This window comes from Paenibacillus sp. 1_12, assembly GCF_900114475.1.
Classification (GTDB): domain Bacteria; phylum Bacillota; class Bacilli; order Paenibacillales; family NBRC-103111; genus Paenibacillus_S.
Genome location: NZ_FOTE01000011.1, coordinates 124982 through 144443, shown reverse-complemented (window position 1 = coordinate 144443; position 19462 = coordinate 124982). Strand labels below are relative to the sequence as shown.

At 36.6% G+C, this 19462-nt stretch carries 20 protein-coding genes; all 20 read right to left on the bottom strand.

Features of this window, described 5'->3' with window-relative positions; translation table 11 throughout:
- Window positions 1-310: 310 nt before the first annotated feature.
- Window positions 311-652, bottom strand: coding sequence for a flagellar protein FliT (locus BM210_RS22845; protein WP_091173875.1), 342 nt, complete (start codon window positions 650-652; stop codon window positions 311-313).
- Window positions 645-1067, bottom strand: a complete 423-nt coding sequence (gene fliS / locus BM210_RS22840) for a flagellar export chaperone FliS (RefSeq protein ID WP_091173873.1) — start codon at window positions 1065-1067, stop codon at window positions 645-647. The genes BM210_RS22845 and fliS overlap by 8 nt, the downstream gene beginning before the upstream one ends.
- Before the next feature lie 15 nt (window positions 1068-1082).
- Complete coding sequence (gene fliD / locus BM210_RS22835; protein WP_091173871.1) at window positions 1083-2945, bottom strand: flagellar filament capping protein FliD; 1863 nt, start codon at window positions 2943-2945, stop codon at window positions 1083-1085.
- Between the two features lie 24 nt (window positions 2946-2969).
- The gene (locus tag BM210_RS22830; protein WP_256223940.1) at window positions 2970-3377 is read right to left on the bottom strand and encodes a flagellar protein FlaG; all 408 of its coding nucleotides are present in this window, start codon (window positions 3375-3377) and stop codon (window positions 2970-2972) included.
- Window positions 3378-3456: 79 nt separating this feature from the next.
- Complete coding sequence (gene pseC / locus BM210_RS22825) at window positions 3457-4647, bottom strand: UDP-4-amino-4,6-dideoxy-N-acetyl-beta-L-altrosamine transaminase (protein WP_091173869.1); 1191 nt, start codon at window positions 4645-4647, stop codon at window positions 3457-3459.
- Between the two features lie 51 nt (window positions 4648-4698).
- On the bottom strand, window positions 4699-5646 hold the full coding sequence (locus BM210_RS22820; protein WP_091173867.1) for a dTDP-glucose 4,6-dehydratase: 948 nt from the start codon (window positions 5644-5646) through the stop codon (window positions 4699-4701).
- Between the two features lie 34 nt (window positions 5647-5680).
- Window positions 5681-6739 (bottom strand): pseudaminic acid synthase, encoded by a 1059-nt coding sequence (pseI, locus tag BM210_RS22815; RefSeq protein ID WP_091173866.1) that lies wholly within the window; start codon window positions 6737-6739, stop codon window positions 5681-5683.
- 19 nt (window positions 6740-6758) lie between these two features.
- Window positions 6759-7328: a formyltransferase family protein gene (locus tag BM210_RS22810; protein WP_091173864.1), complete on the bottom strand. Its 570-nt coding sequence runs from the start codon at window positions 7326-7328 to the stop codon at window positions 6759-6761.
- Window positions 7325-8395, bottom strand: coding sequence for a UDP-2,4-diacetamido-2,4,6-trideoxy-beta-L-altropyranose hydrolase (gene pseG, locus BM210_RS22805; protein WP_091173862.1), 1071 nt, complete (start codon window positions 8393-8395; stop codon window positions 7325-7327). Before pseG ends, BM210_RS22810 begins: the two co-directional genes overlap by 4 nt.
- An 18-nt stretch (window positions 8396-8413) precedes the next feature.
- Window positions 8414-9145, bottom strand: a complete 732-nt coding sequence (locus BM210_RS22800; RefSeq protein ID WP_091173860.1) for a cytidylyltransferase domain-containing protein — start codon at window positions 9143-9145, stop codon at window positions 8414-8416.
- A 78-nt stretch (window positions 9146-9223) separates the two neighbouring features.
- Window positions 9224-10225: a polysaccharide biosynthesis protein gene (locus BM210_RS22795; RefSeq protein WP_091173858.1), complete on the bottom strand. Its 1002-nt coding sequence runs from the start codon at window positions 10223-10225 to the stop codon at window positions 9224-9226.
- 49 nt (window positions 10226-10274) lie between these two features.
- Window positions 10275-11012: a cytidylyltransferase domain-containing protein gene (locus BM210_RS22790; protein ID WP_177237953.1), complete on the bottom strand. Its 738-nt coding sequence runs from the start codon at window positions 11010-11012 to the stop codon at window positions 10275-10277.
- Window positions 11009-12004, bottom strand: a complete 996-nt coding sequence (locus BM210_RS22785; RefSeq protein WP_091173854.1) for a hypothetical protein — start codon at window positions 12002-12004, stop codon at window positions 11009-11011. Before BM210_RS22785 ends, BM210_RS22790 begins: the two co-directional genes overlap by 4 nt.
- Entirely contained in the window at window positions 11976-13277 is a 1302-nt protein-coding gene (locus BM210_RS22780) for a DegT/DnrJ/EryC1/StrS family aminotransferase (RefSeq protein ID WP_091173852.1), read from the bottom strand. Before BM210_RS22780 ends, BM210_RS22785 begins: the two co-directional genes overlap by 29 nt.
- Window positions 13278-13308: 31 nt before the next feature.
- Entirely contained in the window at window positions 13309-14304 is a 996-nt protein-coding gene (locus BM210_RS22775; protein WP_091173850.1) for a Gfo/Idh/MocA family protein, read from the bottom strand.
- Window positions 14301-15080 carry a class I SAM-dependent methyltransferase gene (locus BM210_RS22770; RefSeq protein WP_091173847.1) on the bottom strand — a complete coding sequence of 260 codons (780 nt, stop codon included), beginning with the start codon at window positions 15078-15080 and terminating at the stop codon, window positions 14301-14303. Before BM210_RS22770 ends, BM210_RS22775 begins: the two co-directional genes overlap by 4 nt.
- Before the next feature lie 67 nt (window positions 15081-15147).
- Window positions 15148-16215, bottom strand: coding sequence for a hypothetical protein (locus tag BM210_RS22765; RefSeq protein ID WP_091173846.1), 1068 nt, complete (start codon window positions 16213-16215; stop codon window positions 15148-15150).
- 7 nt (window positions 16216-16222) lie between these two features.
- Complete coding sequence (locus BM210_RS22760; protein WP_091173843.1) at window positions 16223-16855, bottom strand: pseudaminic acid biosynthesis-associated methylase; 633 nt, start codon at window positions 16853-16855, stop codon at window positions 16223-16225.
- Window positions 16852-18747 carry a motility associated factor glycosyltransferase family protein gene (locus BM210_RS22755; protein ID WP_091173841.1) on the bottom strand — a complete coding sequence of 632 codons (1896 nt, stop codon included), beginning with the start codon at window positions 18745-18747 and terminating at the stop codon, window positions 16852-16854. Before BM210_RS22755 ends, BM210_RS22760 begins: the two co-directional genes overlap by 4 nt.
- Window positions 18734-19345 (bottom strand): hypothetical protein, encoded by a 612-nt coding sequence (locus tag BM210_RS22750; protein WP_091173839.1) that lies wholly within the window; start codon window positions 19343-19345, stop codon window positions 18734-18736. The genes BM210_RS22755 and BM210_RS22750 overlap by 14 nt, the downstream gene beginning before the upstream one ends.
- Between the last annotated feature and the right edge of the window lie 117 nt (window positions 19346-19462).

Here is a 19462-nt window from a genome sequence, read left to right as displayed (position 1 = left end):
TTCCAGGTGTCAATTCTATCCACGTTTTGTTAGCCAAATATTTAGAAAATTCACGTATTAACATTGCGTTAATAACTAATTCACAGGCACAAATTCAATAGGAATAAGCTTACATGGCTATTTTCAATAAAGTTGTACACAGAGTTATCCACATTGTCCACAAAAAAAGACTCCTTCTACACACAAATAAGGATGAAATCGTAAAATAAATCCTAATAGTGTCAAATTCTCCACAAAGCAAAAAAACCTTAAACCCACTTTACAAGTGAAATTAAAGGTCCCTTTGTATATCCTATGACGATAACCGTATCTATTTTTTCTTGTCGAACAATACACTGCCCACATCATAAGCGCTATCCATATCATAAGCATTACGCTGTGTACGGCCTTTATCAAGCTTAGCTAGCTGTAGACTGGCCTCATCCTTATGCTCCATCATTTTGGCGATAAAAGCATGATCGTGGCTAAGAACCGCTTGTATGCGTCCTTTGTATATGATTTTCTCCCTCAGACTAGGAATATGCTCCAGCAGCTCATCCACAATCAAGGTCCGCCGCTCCATGAACTCAACGACTTGCTCATAGTCCATTGATCCCAGCTCTAATAAACCCTGCTTGGTCAGCTCTTCAAGCTCAGCAATCAATTTATCCATACGATTCTACGGATTTCGACGGTGTACCTGCAGTAGAGAGCTTGGCTGCTTGTATCCATGTTTCTTTCATATCAATTAAGTAACCAAGCACTTCTTCAACCGGCTCCGTCGATTTCTTCATATTGGCTTCAATTAACCGGTAATTAAAATACTCATACAGCCTTAACAAGGGCTCGGATATAGCCGATGAACGATCTATCGTAATCGCAAATTCACTAATAATATTTTGTACTTTAACCAGCTGGGTGTTTGCTTCCTCGTAGTTGTTATTACGTATTGCTTCTATAGAAGCTTTGCAAAAACGAATTGCTCCGTCACATAACATAATCAACAATTGGGCAGGGGTGGCCGTCTGGACCGTGGTTTCTAGGTATTTATTGCGCTGTGCCTGTGCCTGTAATTGAGCCTGAATCATGGTGAATCCCCCTTTTTAACCAAACTGCTTGGTAAGATTAGCGCTTTGAGTGTTCATATTGTTGATATATTTTTCCATCGAGGTAAACTGCTTGTAGTAGCGTGTTTCCAGAGCATCAAGTCGTAGGCTTAGTGTATCTACCTGCTTATCTATATCCTTTAAAGTCTTACCAATTAGATAACTACTTTGAACGCTTGTAGCTAATCCCGCTTTATTGGATATTTTTGCGAACAACTGATTTGCCTGATCATACATCCGTACAGCTATCCCATCGCCTGTACTTGTTTCTTTGTCGTTATCATTAGCCAAGAATAATTTTGATACTTGATCAGGATTATCGGCTATTGCCGCTTTAAGCTTAGTATCATCAATAAACAATTTGCCCTTATCTAGGTAACTTCCGGAAACAGTTGATCCTAAAAGAACACTTGAAGAAATTCCGATCTCCGACAAGCTTTTATACTGTCCTGTAGGTAAGCCCTGTACAATACTAGATAATGCTGTCCGGAAGCTATTCAAACCACTGTTCAGCATCTGATCATTGGAAAGCATACCACTCATTGCTTTGACATTCCAGCTCTTGATGTCATCTTCCTTCATAGCTGTTTTCTGCTCATCACTTAATGGCTGAAAATCGCGATATCTTTTTTCCTCTTTTTTTGCATTAACCGCCTCTATCAGTGAATTATATTTATCCACGAAAGTTTTGATCGAGTTATAGATAGCATCTGTGTCTTGCGATACCGTGATATTTAGTTCCACAGTAGGATCAGCCTTTTTGGCAGTAAAATTTATACCGATGATTGTGAAATTGTTGGAACTATACGTCGTGTCTATTCCATTGAAGGAAATCTTGGCGTCTTTTCCAGTATCCGTTAAACCTGATGACATAGCTCTCAATGGCACAGCTGTTGCCGGATCTGACGGATTTGTACGCATTTTGAAAATATCACTTGCACCATCGTCATTTACACTTATATCTATAATCGAACCTCCACCTGCAGGTGTGGACTCAAATACAAATCTTTTCGCGATTGAATCATAACTCGCTTTAACACCGGTAAGACCAGTCTTTTCATTGAAGTTATCTAAAAAATCTGAAATGGTATCCGTGGTTTTTAAGTCAATCGTCTGAGTTCCGTTTTTACCTGTAATGTTAAGAGTCGTATCCGTGGTTAAACCAAGCTCTCCAAGATCGGTAGTACCTGGGTTTATAACCACCACAACTCCTGAGTTAATGGAGCTTGGTCGTGATGTATTAAAAATGTTACTCACACCGCCGTCATTTACTTTAATGTCTACAGTAGAATTTGCACCCGTAGATGTGCTTACAAAAAACATTCGGTCCATAGCCGAATCATAGTTTGCTTTCACACCTGTGGAACTGGATTCTGCATTAAAGTTAGCTACAAACTGCGCCATGCTATCCGTAGTTTTTAAGTCAATCGTCTTGGTTCCCTTTTCACCCTTAATGGTAAGAGTCGTAGCTCCAGTCAATCCAATTTCTCCAAGCGTTTTAGTATCTGAACCTACGCCTGCCAAATCCCCTGAGGTAACGGAAGCTGCTGTTGCCAATTGATTGACTTTAATTTTGTAGACCCCTGCATTCGCTGCAGCGCTGCCCGTAACAGATACCGAACTATCGTTAGAAGAAGCGGCAGTCTTAGATTGATATTTAGAAGGTATCTTCATATCGGAAGCAGCTGTACGCAATTCCAATATCTTAGCATTTAGTGTTCGATAGTCATCACGCTGCCATTCCAACAGTTGTTTTTTCTGAGCTAATTTGGTTAGCGGTATACGCGCCGCCTTCATCAGTGCTGTAACCGTTGTTTCCGTTTCAAATCCTGAAGCCAATCCATTAAGACGTGTAACCATAGTTTTTACCTCCCTAAATCTGTATTAACGCCGCTCATCGACAAGAATTCCCGCCATCTCCCACAGCTTGGCTACAAAATCCAATGATTTCTCTGGTGGAATTTCGCGAAGAACCTCTCCCGTATCGCTATCCTTTACTTTTACAGAAACAAGCCTGGTTTTTTCATGGACTGTAAATTCAAGAGATGTTGATTTACCTTGGACAGCTTTAATCGCCCGCTCGATTGTTTTAACCATTTGTTCGTCACTTGCCGTGTAATGACCGCCCGTCATTTCAGCTCGCCTTAAATCCGATACATTGTTAATAATAGTGGGGGGTATAACGCTTTCTGCCGTTTGAGTGTCCACCTGTACGGGTTTTACCTTCGGTGTTGCATCCACACTCGGAGTCCAATCTGCAGTACCATTGCCTATAGGTGAATTCATGCTCATAATAAAAAAACCTCCATCCGACAGTCTATATTAGTTATATCGGATGAGGTATATTTTTCTATTAGAGCAAATTCATAAATTATAGCTGATAATATTGATAAATTTTCTTAACCGATTCTATGACATCCAGAACATCCTGTTCTGTCATCGTTGGGAACAAAGGAATCGTGATCATTTCCTCATACAATTTCTCTGATTCAAGGCAAACCGTGCCTGCGTAGCCGTTCTGCTGATAATATAGCTGTTTATATACCGGTATATAGTGGACATGCACACCAATATTTTCAGCACGCAGAGCTTCAAAAATCTGTTTGCGATTTGCTTGGAATCTCGTTAAGTCAAAGCGTAATATATACAGGTGCCAGCTGGATACATGATCCGCTTGTTGATATGGGACTGTCACACCCTCCAAACCATTGAAAGCCTTGGAATAAGCCGCAGCTATCTGCCGTCTTCTATCTAAAAAGCCTTCCAATTTTGTCAATTGTGAAGTACCTAATGACGCTTGAATGTCCGTAATCCGGTAGTTATAGCCCAGCAACTGCATCTCATAGTACCAAGGTCCATCGTTGTGATGTAGAAGGTCAGGATCTTTGGTCATTCCATGGCTACGAAACATGAGAAGCTTGTGATAAAACTCCTCATTGTTTGTTGTAATCATACCCCCTTCTCCCGTAGTGATGTGCTTGACTGGATGAAAGCTGAACATGGTCATATCGGCAATAGCCCCAACTTTGCGTCCTTTCACTTCAGCTCCAAGAGAGTGAGCCGCGTCTTGAATCACAATCAGGTTGTGTTTCTCCGCCAGCTTCATCAAAGTATCGATATCGCAGGGTTGTCCCGTGTAATCAACGGCTATAATCGCTTTGGTGCGGTTGGTTATTTTTTCAGCGACACGGATAGGATCCAAATTATAGGTATCGCTCCGGATATCAGCAAAGACAGGCGTTCCACCTTGATATAATACGCAGTTGCTGCTTGCAAGAAAAGTAATCGGTGTTGTAATAACTTCATCGCCTAAACCTATTCCAGCAGCAAAACACGCACCATGAAGCGCTGCTGTCCCATTTGAAAATGCAACCGCAAACTTTGCTCCTACGTATTCAGCTATAGCTTGTTCAAACCTATTTATGGCAGGGCCCTGAGTAATAAAGTCTCCCCTTAAAGTATCAATGACTGCAGCAATATCTTGCTCATCAATAAATTGCTTACCATAGGATAGCATTTGCTCTCTAACAGGAGTACCTCCTGCAATTGCTGGTTTTTCCATGATAATCCCTCCGTCTATTAGTAGTGAGAGGCTAACAAAAACAAGCCACCTTTACAACAGGTAGCTTGTTTGAATCCATGACTCCGTACGCTTAATTCCCTCTTCCAATGACACTCGTGGATCCCAACCTAAAAGCGATTTTGCTTTACTAGAGTTACATAGCAATTTAGGTATCTCACTCTGCGGATGGATATGCTCAACATGCTTGATTCTCGACTCATCCCCAACGATAATTTGAGCCAATTCATTAATGGTTACATCTCTGCCTAATCCAGCATTAACAATATGTCCATCAACCTTATTAGAATAGCCAGCTTCAACCACAAAACGGGCGCAGTCTTCAACAAATAACAAATCCCTTGTTTGTGTACCATCACCGTAAATTGATACATCGTTACCCGTTAATTTATTCTTAATAAAGACAGCTACTACTCCGCCTTCACCGCCGGTCTTTTGGTGGGGACCATAGGTGTTAAAGGGACGAATAACAACTACCGGCAATCCATACGCATAAAAATAGGACAAGACCATGTTCTCGGCCGCGATCTTGGCTCCTGCATAGGGAGACGCCGGTTTAGTAGGATGTTCCTCCGTGATCCCAGTTTCGTCCGTACAACGATCGTAAACCATGCAGGTACTCATAAATACAACCTTGACTTGATGCTTACGGCATTGCTCCATAATAAAAAAGGTACCCACTGCATCGTTATTAAACGTAGTACGCGGATCATCAATCGAGTCCTGAACGTTAATAGACGCACCTAAGTGGTAGCAGATATCGAACTTCGTTAATTGAAACAGCTTTTCAAGTAATGCTTCATCCTTGATATCGCCAAAGATAAATTGTTGCAAATTAGGGTGATCAGTAAATTCCTCTATGTTAGCCTGTGAACCATTGGATAGATCATCAAGTATCCAAAGCTTATGTCCATCCTCAATTAAACGCTTGGCTACCCAACGTCCTATAAAGCCCGCTCCGCCTGTTAACAAGATATTCATATATTTGACTCCCTATAATGTATAGATTTAATTTTTAAACAACAAGATCCCATGTAACTGGAGTACCAATAGAAACATCTGATTTAACTACCTTCCCCATCAACTGATATAAATATTTGGGTGGGAGCCCAAAGCCTGGGCGTATTGCTCGTAAGTTCTTCTCAGTAAACATATCACCTGCCTTCATATCTTTACAGATATATAGAGATCGTCTAAACATCAACGAAGATTTCTCCTTTTCTGATAATCCATAGTGCACCACACCTACACCTTGCCATGCTCGCTCACTTTCAGTGACAAGTGATTGCATCTCATTAGGTTCTAGCGAAAATGTTGAATCTACACCTCCGTCTGATCGTCGTAGTGTAAAATGCTTCTCTATAACTGACGCACCCAGAGCTACACTTGCTACCGCTACTCCAATACCCATTGTATGATCAGAAATACCTACTTGGCAGTTAAATAGTTCTTTCAAATGAGGGATTGTGGATATATTACTACTTTCGGGTGTGGATGGATATGTGCTCGTACATTTTAAAAGGACTATATCCTGGCACCCCGCAAGTCTAGCTTCACGAACGGTTTCATCTAATTCTGCAACCGAAGCCATCCCAGTAGATATGATCATAGGTTTACCCGTTTCCGCAACTCTACGTATCAGAGGAATATCTGTATTTTCAAATGAGGCAATCTTGTATATTTCAACATCCAATGACTCCAAAAAGTCCACCGATGTTTCATCAAATGGGGTGCTAAATCCAATCATTCCCAGTTCTCTACATCTATCAAAGATTGGCTTATGCCATTCCCAAGGTGTGTATGCCTCTTGATATAAGTTATATAATGATTTACCTTCCCACAAACTCTGTGGATCATCAATAAAAAAGTCACCTTGTTTGAGATCTAAAGTCATGGTATCTGCTGTATAAGTTTGTAATTTCAGAGCATGAGCCCCTGCTCTTGCGGCAGCATCTACAATAGAAAGAGCCCGTTCAAGCGATTGGTTATGATTCCCAGACATCTCAGCTATTACGAATGGAATGTGCCTTGTCCCAATGGAACGTGTTTTTAAATGTATTGTTTTGGGAGTCATTCTTTATCCCTCACTTTTTTTATAGTCCTTTACCAATTAATTCGATGATAGGAGTATCCCACCCCATGGTTAAAAGATGTTCGTATTTGTGTTTTTCAATCATACGGTGATAACTTCCTCCAGCTAGCTGTGGATATGAATGCACTTCTCCGGATCTAATTTTTGCCCAAACCATACCAAACATTTCTTCTATTTCAAAACTTAATTTATTATAACAAGTTCTCAGAGTTTCGTGTAGCTCAAAAGACATCTCTTTTTGAGATATTACGTATCCGGTATCGAGTCCTTCATCTATATAATGAATGGTTACTCCCTTTGGAGTATTCTCAAGAAAACTCCATAAGTTTGGATCTGCCCCTTTATTCCATGGTAATAATGCAATATGTAAATTAATAGCACGATTCGGGAAAAGTTCAAGTACCTTCGGTCTTATAACGTGTCTATAACCATAACTCACTAAGAAATCTACATCACTCAAAATTTCCATATGATCTTCAAGAGGTTCCTCAATAAGGATAAAGTTATCGTTAGTTGCTTTTATTTTATTTATTAACATACTTGCTTTGGATCCTAGCAATATTATTTTCATGTTTGCACCTTATCTAACAAGTTATTAACTACGTAAGTAACACCTAATCCATCAACCAACGAAGAGGCTTTTACACTTGCTGATAAGACAACCTCTTTTTGGGAGAGTAAACGCTCAACAGCTTCCCAAACCTGATACCCCTCTACATCCTTGGATTCCCCTAGATATACATCAATGTTTAACATAGCAGACGTTTTTGCTATTTCTACTTGGTTGTCAGCTACCGCAATTATTACTGCCGGTAACCCCAAACAATATCTTTCCCAAGTCATTGTTCCTCCCGAACAAATCGCCAAGTCAGCTTTAATCATTAAATCTGCTATCTTGGTCGTCTGTATGTGAAGCCTGCAGTTAGATATATTAGCACAAAGCAATCTGATATTATATTTATTCGGATTGTTCTCCCCAATAATTACATCAAAAAAGAGATCTTCATCAAATAAATTGATATTATTTAGTACTTTACTTGTTTCGTTTGTTGGATCAGTTCCACCAAAACAAATCATGACTCTTTTAATAGAACCATCCTTTGTTCTCACTTCACTCTTTTTAGTTCTAAATTCCTTCCTGAGCAATGCATATTGAGGACCAAGCATTCTTGTGCAGCTCTCAGACACTATTCCATCATAGCGATTATATCCATTTAGATAATTATTCTGATCGATTAAGTAATCACAGTGATGATTTCTATTAGCTAAATCATCGATTACCACAATTTTCTCGGTAAATTGACTCATTGCTTTCTCCCATTGACTATCTAAAGAATAATGGTCAACCACTAAGAATTTAAAATTAAAATTTGGACCAAACTCAGTCCACATAAAATTAATCTCTTCATTTACCGTATCCATTAAACCTTCTGAAATGGGACTCATTTGATAATTGGGTAAAGTAAATAACTCATATCCTAGCTTTTGAATTATTTTATTATAATTACCGCTTAAGTCTCTACAAATGAATCCAACTGAAAAACCTCTTGAGCGAAATTCCTCAGCTAAAGTTAAACAACGAACAGCGTGACCCGTCCCAATTAGCAAGGAAGAATCTAATCGAAAGAGAACATCCATTCGAAATCTCCCCCATAATTATGAATTCAACTTTTTTTGTTCGATAAAAGCATTAATATTAAAAAGTTCACTATTTCCATCAAACAAGCGAAGTACTTCAAGCCATCCAAAAGACTCATTGTTTGAATACAAGTTCTTATATATTGAATGAATTAGCTCCCAATCTTCCGGCGTGTCTAATGTCCACCTATGTTTCGAGTAGTCTATAGCATTTATAAACTGTTTTATATGATATCGATTTGGATTTTGATAAATATAAGGTGTGACATGCTCTCGTTGATCTATATGTCCCGCATTCTGCATTGCCTCAGCTAATGAGTCAATTGTAAAAACTTCAACATCAAGACCTCTTGGATAAGTCCGATGAATAGTATTACTTAGATAATCACAAGGATGCTTATGAAAGAAGTCAAGCATTTCTGAGATAAGTTCTGGTTCAATAAGTGGGCAATCGGATGTAATTCGAATAATTACATCTGCTTTATACTTCACCGCGGCTTCAAAATACCTAGACAGTACATCCTCTTCACTTCCACGATAAGCTAATGCACCTAATTTTAATGTTTCATCAATCAGGATGTCGTCATGTGGAAGTAATGTTGTTGCAATGACAATACTATCTATGCCTTTTGCCATTTGCACTCGTTTAACCACACGGGATAGTACTGTCTCCCCATATAAATTCAACATAATTTTCCCTGGTAATCTCGTTGAACCCATTCTAGCTTGAATAATAGCAACAATTTTCAAAGGATTACCCCCTTATATTCAATTGCCCAACTTTTTTCAGGTAGCATAACTCCTTTATATCCGTACCCACTTGTATGTTTAAATTAAGTTTTCCGTTAAAATCCAATCTCTTAATACTTGTTTAGATATAAATTCTATTGAAGAAGAATTAGATCGCGAACTAATCAAGCTGTTTACATTAGCATAAACTGTCTTCTTCTCCATGAAAAATGAAGGGATAACAAACATATTTTCCTTTTCCATCGCGTAACTTGCTTCATCCTCTGTCATAAGCTCTTCATACATTTTCTCTCCCGGCCTTAATCCAATTTCTTTAATATTTATTCTGGTTTGAATATTATAACGCTTCGTCACTTCCGAAATTAAAACCTCTATTAAATCCGCCAACTTAATAACCGGCATCTTTAATACAAACACTTCACCACCTAGAGCAGATTCATTTGCTTCCAGCATAAGTGAAATCGCCTGAGCAGGTGTCATCATAAAACGAGACATGCTTTTATCTGTTACGGTAATTTCCTGGTTAGCTATAATTTGTTCTTTAAACAAAGGAATAACAGAACCTCTAGAACCCATTACATTTCCAAATCTCACTGATGAAAATACCGTATTTTTAGGCCCTTTTTGATACTCAGCAGCGGATATTAATCTTTCCGCAGTCAGTTTTGTGGCACCGTAAGTATTAGTTGGTGAAATAGCCTTGTCTGTGCTTGTAAACAACACTTTCTTTACATTGCTTTGGATAGCAGCCTGAATTACATTTTGTGTGCCTATGACATTGGTTTGGACGGCTTCGAAAGGGTTATACTCACAGGAAGCGACATGTTTCATTGCCGCTAAATGAAACACATAATCTATATCTTCCATTGCTCTTATCAATCGATTATAATCACGAACATCACCGATTAAATATCGGATATTCTTATATGAAGATAGTTGCTGCTGCATGTCAAATTGTTTGTGTTCATCACGACTATATATCCTAACAACCGAAGGTTCAAATGATAGTATTTCTTTTAGCAGATGCTTGCCAAGTGTCCCCGTACCACCAATAATAAGAACTTTCTTATTAGTATACATTAAAGTTTATCCCTCATTCCTGTAACATACAAGCCACTATAACTGATTATTATCTTGCTTTCTTCTGTTTAATATTTTGATTAATAAAGACAACATTAGGATTACCTTGTAAATATCTTGTAATATCATATAGATTAAAAAATGGATTATCTGGATAAAGCTTATCGTAAATGTTACTTATCACTTGATAGTCTTCCTTTGTATCTAAAGTAAGCCTGTATTCAGGATGTCTTAAAAAATTTGGGGCTTCGATGTTAGATAAATGGAAAATCTCAGGTCTCTCATACATGTATAAAGAGACATGCTCTCTATCTGCCGGATCTTGAGTTAGCTGTTCCACCTTTTGCAATGCTGCAGTTTTAAAAACCTCAACACTAAATCCCATAGGATAGGTTCTAACTAAAGAATTCGATACATAATCAAGAAAAGGATTCTCTAATCTATGCTCAATAACTTTATCAACGGTTTCAGCATCTAGCAAAGGGCAATCACTTGTGATTTGGACTATTAGATCAGTTTCTGTTGCTAACGCTGCCTCTACGGTTCTAAGCAGTACATCCTCTTCACTACCCCTATGATAAAGAACTCCCATCTTATTAGCTACTTCTACAATTATGTCGTCTTGTTGATTCGTAGTTGTAGCAATAACAATTTGATGAATATATTTGGAGTTCTTCAGTCTTTCGATCAAACGAATCAGAGCAGGTTGTCCACACAAATCCATCATAATTTTCCCAGGCAACCGGGTCGAAGTCATCCTCGAAGCGACAACTGCGCTTATTTTCATAAACTTAATACCTCCTTTATGAACCCGAACACTCTGCTTGTTGAATTTCCATCTAACCATAAATAATTATTGTCGTATTGGTTGTTTGATAACTTTGGATATTTATCATGATGGTCAACATAATCTAAAAGCATGTCGAAGGAATCAATTATTTTTGTAAAACCTAATTTATTAGTTATACAACTATCACTAACAGCAATTTTAGGCTGATAACTAATAGTAGGTACGCCTGACAAGACAGAAAATAGAAGACCCATAGTATTCATACCTATAACTAGACCGAATTGAGTTAAAAAATCGCGTAATACACCATCTATAGATAGATCCTTATAACTTTCTTTTAAACTCAAACTATCTTTAGGATGAAATTTTACTTTAAATGAATATTGAGGTCTCATTTCAACTAATTTTATCATATCTTTCATTACTTGATGTTGGTTATACCCCAAAGAATCACCATATAACTCATATAAAGGCTGTGAAAGAAATAATATTGTTTTTTGCTCTCTGCTATTAGAACGCTCAATTTTCACCCAATCATCAATACCTGGATGACCAAGAACCCGAATAATATGAGCGGGAATTCCGTCTAATAAACTTTCTTCGAGGGCTAAATGATCCATAACTATAAGATGATCCGGATACAGATATTCGCCGTCCAATAGTCTGAATCTCAATGAATAATTAGTCCAATAATCCAAGACTGAAAAAGTTGGTAAATTAAATTTCTTGAATAAAGATATTGCCTCTAGCTCAATCTGACTTCCCCAACTTGTGCCAGTAACCAAGGCCAATGGTATATTCTTGTGCAACATACTATGAATTAATTGTATTACCTCTTCATTGTTCTTTGCATAATTGGTTGCAATATTCCCAGAAGGACCTATACAATAAAACTCGTATAACAACCCTTCCTCTTTGCATTTATTTACTAAAGGAGATACAACATCGTAGCCTCCAGGGTCATGGACAAGAAATATTATTTTTTTCATAGGTTAATAATTGGCCCCTATTATTCCATACTTTTTCAATGGCAGTCAGAAAATTGGTAATATCACTTTCACTAAATGGCAATCTGCAGACATCAGCTACTAATAGCTTTTTTTCGTACATCTTCTCAGTAACAGGACATAATCCTTTCTTATAATCCTGAGTGGGTTTATCAATTAAAGAAAAGGGGTATGTCGTTTGATTATAAACTTTTTTATGCTGATACATCGGCAACAAATAAATAGGTTTTTGATAACCAGTCCCTATCGGAAACCCCTCTGCCTTCAAAGCCATTGCAAATGTTTCTCGTGATATTCCCCATTCCTCTTCCTGATAACGAATAGGATACATATAGTAAGAATGCTCATAACCATCAGGAAGATATACATCAGAGAGTCCATACAAAGAATTTATACCAGATGTAATTTGTAAAGCAAGCTTTCTTCTTCCATCTAGAAAACCATCCATTTTTTTGAATTGTTCTATGCCAATTGCCGCATGAAGTTCCGACATTCGATAATTATTCCCCAACACAACGGTCTCGTAGTCGTTTTCATCATCAAGAACCATTTCACCATGATTTCTAATTAGTTGACATCTACGGGCAAGTTCCAGATCATCTGTTAATATGACCCCACCTTCGCCGCTGTGTATAATTTTATGATAGTTTAAGCTAAAAATACTTAAGTGTCCAAAGGTACCTGCATATTTACCATCAATCGAAGCCCCAGGTGATTGGGCGTTATCCTCAATTACGTACAAATTGTGCTTGTTAGCAATATTGAGAATTTCTGGGAGGTATGCCGGTAAGCCAAATATATTAGCTACTACAATAGCTTTCGTTCTTGGGGTAATCCATTGTTCTATTTCTGTTGGATTCAAATTATAAGTTTTATCATCGATATCCACAAAAATCGGTATAGCATTATTCATTAGAACAGCACTTGCAGTTGCAACCATTGTGAAGGGTGTTACTAGCACTTCATCGCCTGGGCCTATCTCACAAGCTGCAATTGCGGTATGCAGCGCTGTAGTTGCAGAGTTAACCGAAATTGAAAATTGCGATCCAAACTTCTGGGAGAACGCCGACTCCAATTCTTTAACTTTTAAACCACCTAAAAAACCTTCACCCGACCTTCCAATAAAGGCCGAAAGTGATCCCGACTCCATCACTTCAGTTACAGCTTTCAATTCCTCTTCTCCCATGGAATTCACCCAAGGAATAGGATTCGTTCTAATAGGATTACCACCCAACAAAGAAAGCTTATCGGACATAAGTTACCAGATCCTTTACGAAAAATTATTTTCAACAACCAAATTTATATTGATTATTCAACATATCTGCAATTACCATGGGATACACACCATCTTGTATACTGCATTTAGATTGAGTGCTACCTTCTAACATTTTCACAATATTGTCTACAGCATTACAAATTGTTGATTCTTCAAGTAAGTTTTGCTCCATTTTCATTTGATGGAGGCTATTCCATCCAGTAAATAAAGGATGTTCCTTGATATGATAATAAATGATTTGATCGCCGCTTTGTCGTATTTCAATTTTACCTTTGCTTAAATAAATATCGATTTCAAACATATAATATTGATGATCATTAAATGCTTCTGCAAAACCTGTCACATTATTAAAAGTTGTAAAACTAAATGTAAATGAGGGATCATTATCCTTATCTGACGTTGTTTCTACTTTATTAATCACATGTACATCTTTTATCTGTCCTGCAAATAAGTTTATCAAATCAAAAATGTGAGCTCCTGTATTATATATACCTCTTGTGTAACGAATATGAAATTTTTGTATGATACCAAACCTTTGTTCCATTATACAAGTATTTAGTCTATTAATTCCGGAATTCCACCGTCTTGACAAATTAGGAATGAAGACTAGAGGACTTTTCTCTAGTAGGCTCATGATCTGATTGGCTTCATTTATATTAGCGGCAATAGGTTTCTCGCAAAATATAACCTTTGGTTGTACCTCTTCAATAATTTGTTTAATCAACTGAAATCGATTAGTAGGAGGTGTGCAAATACTAATGATATCAATTGAGTGTTTCTCAAACATTTCAGATAAATTCATATAAAAGCTTGTTTTATTGGATAACCTTTTCAACATTACCTCTTGCTCTGGTCGGATATCCGAAGCTGCAACTAAATCTATTTGTTGATGATTAACATAGGCCTTAGTATGGCTTGATATTACATTCCTTTTTATATCAAAATCGTAAGTAAGACCTATTTGTCCCAAACCTATTATTGCTGCCTTGTATTTTGTTTCTTTCATGAAACCTGTCCACTTTTTATGATAACTATATCTTCTCTAGTATAACCAAATGGGAGATACTTCTCTTGCGGTAATAGATACACCTCATGTCCTTGTTTACGGAAATGCAGGATCAACTGAACAACCATTTTATCAGAGAATTCGAAGGATATTACCTCATTATTATTATCCGTACTTGTATTTGTTAATGAATCTCTATTAATTAATGTTTCTAAAAGAGTATCTCTTACTCTTTCTTCATCTGTAGTAAATTTTTCTCTTGTATTTCTCCATTTCTCATTAAACTCTTTACCGAAATTAGTGGCTGAGAATCGCTCTTTTTTATTCGAATTCGGAATATCGCCAACTAATAATCTTCCGCCATCTTTCAGAACCGACAATGATTTTTCAATAAACTCAATAGCTTGATCAAATGAGTTCATATAATGAATGACGCTATATATTAATACTTTATCTACTTTTGGTAATGAAAATGTATCTTCAAGCCAGTTTCCGGAAATTAAATGGCAATTATCTAGAACAGGAGAATTATTCAACCGATCTATAGTAAGTTGATGATCAATTCCGTAAGATTCATTCACAAGCAAAGTAAGCGGGTAAAGTAAAGTTGCAGTTCCGCATCCAATTTCAAGAAGACTATCAGTTTGCTTTAATAGTAACTTCTGTGAAATATCTTGAATCATATAAGGCTCAGAATATTTTTGTAAGGTTGTCCTGCACACTGCTAATGTGCTATCGGATACCTCTTTAGCCAGCAAACCGTAGATATGATACATTCTGACCACCCACTATTATCTTATTTTTTCACATTCCAACTTATTAAAGTATCTCATACTAACTTGATTAAAAGTTGGATTCGTTAAATTGCTTGATACGTTTGAGATATACTTCACGAAAATATTCTTCCGAGTAAAAATATTCACCTGTAATTTGAGGTATAACAGCTCCTCCAAACCCTCTTTTATATCCACTTATTGACACTTTTTTTTCATCCGTTGGATGGAAAAATGTGTTTCCATAAGACTGCTCACCTAATTCATAATAGGCAATTCCAATATCTCTTAGATAACCGATAACCTTCCATTGAATACTATGAGAGTTACTTACCTCTTTTTCATAACTTCTACAGCTCATTGCATAGTAAGCATATTTTTTATAATAAAAAACATAAACATAGCCCTGGCTCTTACCCTCATAAAAAGATTCAAATATAGAAGCATAACCTATTTGGATAAAATAAAAGAGCAACTCAAACGCATTTAAAGGGCGTGTAATCTTTCCAGCTGCTTGAAAATAGGCATCTTTAAAACTCTGAAACTTCTCTGCAGTAATTGATTTTCTATCGTATACTACTATTGTTATACCACTCTGCAAACTGGATTTTATTGCACTTCTGTGACCCTTAGTCATTCCCAGTAAGATTTCCTCGTCAGGCTTTTGCAAATTTAAAACAGATGTATAATACCTTGTGTCTATATAATTGTTTTTTAAAAGAAAAAGAGAGCCCTTATCTGAACCCACTTGTAATTCATTCATTAAATTTATCGAAATTCTTTTAACTTGATTATATACTGCAATTCGGTTTGTTTCCTGAAAAATTAGATCCTTAATATTTCTGCTAATTTTATCACTCAACGAAGACTTAACTATATAACAAGGAGTTGGTCCACCACCATAAGTAAACTCATTATGTCCATCATTGGATTCGACAAATAGTGGAATGACTGCAATGATTTCCTTTGTCCTTTGATCCATGATCAAAAAAGAAGCATTAATAGATGTAATATGAAAACTGGATATTAAACAATATTTCATCCAATGTGTTGTATGCCAAAACCAGGCATCCGTTTCAGATTCACAAAAATCATTCCATAAATCATCAACGTCAGATGTATATTTAACGATTTCCATAAAGCACCTAGACCTTTTCTAAAAGATACATCTGATCGATGTTCCCCTCTACTAAATACGGGTACTTTGTTTCCCTAACTAGTTTTAAAGATGGATATCGCTCTAAAAAAAGCTTAGCAAAATCAGCCTTCCACATTTTTCCGCTTTCGCCTCGATATTGTATCTCTGAATACGACTCCGAATAATATTCAAAGCCCCAAATATATCGTTTACTTACTCGATACATTTCATCAAAAATCTTGTTCAGATCTTCCGGCGCAATATGAATTAATACCCCACTTGTGTACACCAAATCAAAATAATAATCTTTAAAAGGAATATCAAATCCAGAACCTTGAATAATATTAATATTTCTACATAGTTCTTTGGATTTCTCGACAGCATATGGTTGGAGTTCTATACCATACAAGTTTTCTAAGTCTATGCTTTGTACGCTCCTGAGAATATTGCCAACATTACAGCCTACTTCCAGCACATTATATATAGGTAGATTCAGTAAAAAGTTTTTATTCATCTCCGTTCTGCTATATCCATAGGTTTCTTTATAATCTTTGTCCAAATCATTTGTCGAATAAATGTTTCGGTCCGTATAGTTAGATCCAAACTCGCTGCTCCAGAAATCCATCTGAGTCGTTCTCATTGGGCGGTTTCCTCCACAAATTTCATTTTTTCATCTTCTAAGAAACTATAAATCGAAGATCGCATCATTCTATAAAATGATTCATTATCTCTAACACACTCTTGACAATGGAGTATAAACACACCTAATGACTGCACAACTTTTTGTGCTCTTTCATTCATATTAAACGTACTATTCACCTCAACTAAGGCTATCTGAAAGATATCATAGTGAACTCTGATCATTGGTCGTATGTATATTTGGTAATATAAGTTTGCATAAATCTGTTTATTCAACACCCCAATTTTATTGAGAAGATTGGCGATTTTCTTTGCGCTTTTATCACGCGAGAGATTATCCAACTGTTTAATTCGTTTAACAATTTCAAATAATAATTCCCGCAGACTCGTATAATGTTCTTCCATTTCAATCATTTTTTCTTCTAATGCTGATGTATTATAGTAAGTCTTATCACCTATATACCAGTGTGGATCAACTATTGGTACCGTAAGTCTGTTTCGAATTGTTTCCTCTAAAGGAACAAATACTGTTCCTTCTATCTTGGCTCCACCTTTAGTGGAATTGATTACTTCAATATTCCCCGACATAGCAATTACACTTTCCATCTGTTTCCTAGCTAAATTATGCGTATGAACCGTATAGGTATAGCCGCCATCAACAGATTCGACTTCTTCATGCGCTGCCTTTTCTTCGTCACTCAGCTTGGTTGAACGAGAATCATAGCTAATTCCTTCAGCATAATACTGGTCATTTCTGAAAGCAAAATTTTGGCCAACCAAAGTAATAAAATTGAAACCAAGCTTATAAAGTAATTCCATTGCTATAACAGCTACAGAAGGTGCGTCAGTAATAATCTCTTGTTCAAATCCTTGTTCTTCATCACCTAAATAGTAAGGGGTTAATTGATCCTGATTAATAATCATATGAAGCTTGGGACCTGGATAAAGTTCCAATGTTTTAAACCCTACTGTTGAACCAAAAATTAAGGGAATAGTAGTGATATTCTGGTCAATAATTTCTCTATATACTTCATGATTGTTAGTATTCGGATCATAAGAAATAACTGCGTCAGGAAAAACACCTTGAACAATTAGCGCTTTATTTGCAGAACCAACTGCAAAAATATAAGCTAGCTTATTTTCTTTAATATAACGAAGATTATCAAACTCATCTTGCAAAGAAGGACCCGCTGCTACTAATAGAGCTGGTTTTCCAAGAAATAAATGTTTCTTTTCACGGATTATATTCTGTGTTTGAATAATTTTCTTAAAATTGCATTCTATATTAAAAGTCCATAACCTCTCATAGGAAAAATTAGTATGCAAGGCTATTTTCCTATCTGCTACGACAGTCTTAAAGGTATTAGCAAAATTCGTTACTATGCCTGGATACATCCTTTCATAGAAAGGATGTATCACAATCAGTACTTCGGTTGTAAAATTATTAAGGAAATAACTCAAATATACTTTGAAATTATGACCCAAGAAAATATTTTTTAAATTTAGAGGAAATTCGGTAAGCTCGCGCGACTGAAGTAGTTTATTAAATATACCAACCTCAGGCTCATGTAGGGTATAGGGTACCTGTGGATTAACTTTCAACAATTCATTGATGTGATATCCTAAGCCGACTCCAAAAAAATAAATATGTTTCGCTTTTGCAGCTTCTTCTATATAATCTGCAATTATTCTTTCAGCCTCGACTAGTGGATCATATTGGCTATGTACATACTTTCTAGTGCCTTCGATTTCAACAGCAAGATTGGGCATCCCATTTTTAGCCAACACTATAGATGCTGCTGCCTGCTCTTCTGCGTTCTTATAATCTTCAATAAATTCTATGACTTTCGGGAAATTATTTTTCATAAAAAAAGTGTTATTAGTGTAAATCATCTCGAACAACCTCACTATCGATTGTTGTTTCTAATAAAACATTGAAATTTTCTAATAATGGTTTTATCTCGTAATTAATGATATCAGCAATCTGGAGTGAGTCCCGCTGTTCGGCTACTTCCAACAGCATTACTAACTTGATATTAAAATCGTTTACAAATGGCTCCAGCATCCCATTTAAAGTGTTGTAATCAGTCTCAGAGGTTGATAGTGCTTCTGTAACTTTGTGTATATACAGAAAACCTTCTACAAGGTCGCCGAATTTCTGCCAACTCCCTTCGCTAGCTCCTTTATAAAAGCTATCGACTAGTCCATTAAGTTGCGGGATGGTACCTGTTAAATATTCATTCGCTGTTACTAGCAAATTATCATTAAGGCGTTTCTGACTTATAGTAATAATATCTATTTGACTAATATCCTTGATTCGATCTTCAATGTAATCCTGAAAGTCAGTTTTTACTGGGGCACCATCAACTGTCATATAATCCATGTAGCGTTTATTGAGCTTTAATATTGTATTGATTCTTATAAAAAGCTCTTTTATCGAATCAATGTCATTCTCAATATCCCATAATTCCGTCAGTATAGATACTTGCATACTTTATCTCCTCAGTTCTCTAACAATGTTAAGTGTCTACCTATTTATCGGCATCAAGAGATCTAATATTTATAGCAGCTAAGTAGTAAAAAACGACAATAGTACTCATTGGACCAT